This window comes from Arthrobacter agilis (genome assembly GCF_002953615.1).
Lineage (GTDB): Bacteria > Actinomycetota > Actinomycetes > Actinomycetales > Micrococcaceae > Arthrobacter_D > Arthrobacter_D agilis_B.
Genome location: NZ_CP024915.1, coordinates 3,377,669 through 3,380,433 on the forward strand (window position 1 = coordinate 3,377,669; position 2,765 = coordinate 3,380,433).

The 2,765-nt window shown below is 70.9% G+C and carries 2 protein-coding genes and 1 pseudogene; 1 reads left to right on the forward strand and 2 read right to left on the reverse strand.

Going from position 1 to position 2,765, the window contains the following annotated elements; genetic code table 11:
- A partial coding sequence (locus tag CVO76_RS16615; protein WP_208740178.1) for a glycerate kinase occupies window positions 1–614 on the forward strand: 614 nt, incomplete at its 5' end.
- Here the strand turns inward: CVO76_RS16615 and CVO76_RS16620 are convergent.
- Together CVO76_RS16620 and CVO76_RS16625 are read right to left on the reverse strand one after the other, a co-directional pair.
- A complete protein-coding gene (locus CVO76_RS16620) occupies window positions 611–2,134 on the reverse strand; it encodes a long-chain-fatty-acid--CoA ligase (RefSeq protein ID WP_208740179.1) in 1,524 nt (507 codons plus the stop codon). The two genes, CVO76_RS16615 and CVO76_RS16620, sit on opposite strands and share 4 nt — an antisense overlap.
- 168 nt (window positions 2,135–2,302) lie before the next feature.
- A pseudogene (locus CVO76_RS16625) lies at window positions 2,303–2,765 on the reverse strand (MFS transporter); the annotation flags it as partial.

The following is a 2,765-nucleotide window of genomic DNA, read 5'->3' on the forward strand; positions in this document are numbered from 1 at the left end:
TCGACACCGCCCACCTCCATCCCCGGTCCCGCGAGGTCCGCTGGCGCATCGCGGTCGACGTCGACAATCTCCTGTGCGGACCCCGCGGTGCCGCAGCCGTCTTCGGTCCGCAGAAGGGCGCGACGCCGGACGACGTCGCCGTCCTCGACCATGGCCTGGCGCACCTGGCCGCCGTCGTGCGCGCGGTGTCCGGTGTCGACATGCTGGAGGTCCCCGGGGCGGGAGCGGCCGGCGGCCTGCCCGCGGTGCTCGTCCCGTTGCTGGGCGCGGAGATCGTCCCCGGGTCCGCCCTGGTGGCCGACGCCGTCGGTCTGGCCGGCGCGCTGGCGGACGCCGATCTGGTCCTGACGGGTGAGGGGTCCTTCGACTCCCAGTCACTGGGCGGCAAGGTGGTGCAGGCCGTGGTGGAGAACGCCCCGGCGAGCTGCGCCGTCGTCGCCGTCGCGGGGCGCGTGCAGCTCACGGCGGCCCAGGTGCAGGACGCCGGGCTGGCGGGGGCGTTCTCCATCGCGACCGGTCCCATGGTGCTCGACGAGCTGATCCGGGATGCCGGGATGCTGATGGAGGACGCGGCCGCGCAGGTCTACGGCGTCTTCGCGGCCGGTCGGGGCTAGACCCTGATCTCGCGCTTGAGGATCTTGCCCGTGGGTCCCTTCGGCAGGGCGTCGACCAGCACCACGCGGCGCGGATACTTGTAGGCGGCGACCCGGTCCTTCGCGAAGTCGACGATCTCGGCCGCGAGTGCCTCGCGGGCGCCGTCATCGGCCGGGGCGTGTTCGGCCTTGATGCCGACGACCGCCACGATCTCCTCGCCGTGCAGGTCGTCCGGCACGCCGATCACGGCGGCTTCCGCCACGGCGGGGTGCTCGTACAGCACCTCCTCCACCTCGCGCGGGTAGATGTTGTAGCCCCCGCGGAGGATCACGTCCTTCTTGCGGTCCACGATGAAGAGAAGGCCGTCCTCGTCCACGCGGGCCAGGTCGCCGGTGCGGAACCAGCCGTCCGGGATGGCCGCCTCCGTGGCGGCCGGGTTCTCCCAGTAGCCCTTCATGACGCAGTGGCCGCGCACGGCGAGCTCGCCGACGTCGCCCTGCGCCACCTCGTCGCCCATGGGGTCGAGCATCCGCACCTCGACGCCCTCCACGGGCGTGCCGATGGAGCCGGGTTTGCGCAGGTGCCCCACCCGGTTGAAGCTGACGATCGGGGAGGTCTCCGACAGTCCGTAGCCCTCCAGAAGGTCCGCGCCGAAGACACGCTCGAACTCGTGCAGGACCTCCACCGGCAGCGCCGATCCGCCGGAGACGGCCACGCGGACCGAGGAGAGGTCGGTGTCCGTGACACCCGGGTGGCGCAGCATCGCGATGTACATGGTGGGGACGCCCTCGAAGATCGTCACCCGGTCGCGGGCGATGATCTCGAGCGCCTTCCCGGGCTCGAAGCGCGGCAGGAGCGTGACCGTGGCCCCGGTGAGGACGGCGGCGTTGAGCGCGCAGGTCTGCCCGAAGATGTGGAAGAACGGCAGTCCGCCGAAGAGCACCTCGCCCTCGGCGGTACCCATGAGGTCGCGGGAGATCTCGGTGTTGCGGGAGAGGTTGGTGTGGGAGAGGGTGGCTCCCTTGGGGCGGCCGGTGGTGCCGGAGGTGTAGAGGACCACGGCGGTCTCCTCGCCGTCCAGGTCGACGACGCCGGGGGTGGGCTCGGCGCCGGACACCTGCTGCATGAACGTGGTGCTGTCCACGGGGATCACGCTCACGGGATCGCCGGTCTCGGTGCCGGAGGCCTCGGCGCCGGCCTGCGCCTCGGCGAGGATGCCCTCCCAGGCGAAGACGAGCCGGGCGCCGGAGTTCGTCAGGTGATAGGCGACCTCGCGGCCCTTGAGGAGCGGATTGAGGGGCACGACCACGGCGCCCGCCCGCAGGACCCCGTAGTAGACGAATGCCATCTGGGGAATATTGGGCATGATGAGCGCCACGCGGTCCCCGCGCTGCACGCCGTGCCCGGCGAGCAGCGTCGCCACCTTCTGGCTGAGTACCTCGAGCGCCCCGAAGGTGACCTCGACGTCGTCGAGCTTGATGGCCACGGCCGAGGGGCTCCTCGTCGCGGTGGCCACGAGGTTGTTGGCGAGGTTCGGCACGCGATCTCCTTTGATCTCCAGCACGATGCTGCAACGGACGGTACGGGAGTTACCGGTCGGTAGAAGTCTGGGCGATGGGCGCTTCGCATGCAACAGGACCCGCCCGGAGGTGCCGGGCGGGTCCTGTTCATGCCGGAGGCCGCATCGGCCCCGGGCAGTGCTGCAGACCTAGCGGACCCCGCTCATGGCCCTCCGGATCGCGGGGGCGCCGGCGATGAGCGCTCCGCCGAGGATGATCGCCGTGATGCCGCTGAAGGCGAAGTAGGGCACCTCGTTCGCCTCGGAGTAGAACCCCGCGAGCAGGCCGGACACCGTGGTGCCCAGGGAGATCGACAGGAAGAACAGGGCCAGCATCTGGGTACGGAAGGCCTCCGGCGCCAGCTTCGTGGTCACCGACAGCCCGATCGGGGAGATGAAGAGCTCGGCCCAGGTGAAGAGCAGCAGGATCCCGGCGAGGCCGACCAGCGGCGTGCTGTTGGGGCCGCCGCCCGCGAAGGGGATGAAGGCGAGGAACGCGACACCCATGATGATCAGGCCGAAGGAGAACTTCAGCGGGGAGGACGGCTGGCGGCTGCCGAGGCGGGTCCAGAGGGCCGCGAAGATCCCGGCGAACACGATGATGAAGACCGGG